Source organism: Sphingobium sp. D43FB, from assembly GCF_002312805.1.
Classification (GTDB): Bacteria; Pseudomonadota; Alphaproteobacteria; order Sphingomonadales; family Sphingomonadaceae; genus Sphingobium.
Window position 1 is genome coordinate 1 of record NZ_NMUA01000260.1, and the last position, 391, is coordinate 391.

General features: G+C 58.6%; 1 protein-coding gene. It reads left to right on the top strand.

Annotated elements, in window-relative coordinates; all coding sequences use genetic code 11:
• Positions 1-18 precede the first annotated feature (18 nt).
• Positions 19-391: hypothetical protein (locus tag SxD43FB_RS24300; protein ID WP_217988863.1), on the top strand; the 373-nt coding region annotated here is incomplete at its 3' end.

Below are 391 nucleotides of genomic sequence, written 5' to 3' on the forward strand. Positions count from 1 at the left end.
GTGGGCCCAGACCAGCCTATGCACCTGGGCATCGACCATGGCATCGAGGTCGGCCGTGATGTTTCGGAGGCCGGCGCTCAAATGCGCGGTGATTTCGACACCCTGTATGCCGACATCAGCTTGCAGATGCCGACTCCGGTCATTCAACGATCGTCTGAGCAAATCAATCAGCTGCTGTTCCGCCAGGGCATGTTCACCATTGAAAGGTCGGACGACGCGTTGACGCTGATCCATCGCAGCCGGTCGAATCAGATTGTGCGAACGATGATTGAGCGAACGGCGAATGGGGGCTTTCTGATCAACCGCCCTGCCTGGGCCGCCGTGCATCAGGTCACTTACGCGAATCTGATCAGCCTTGTCCACGCGCTCAATCGCATGGGCCTGATGCTTG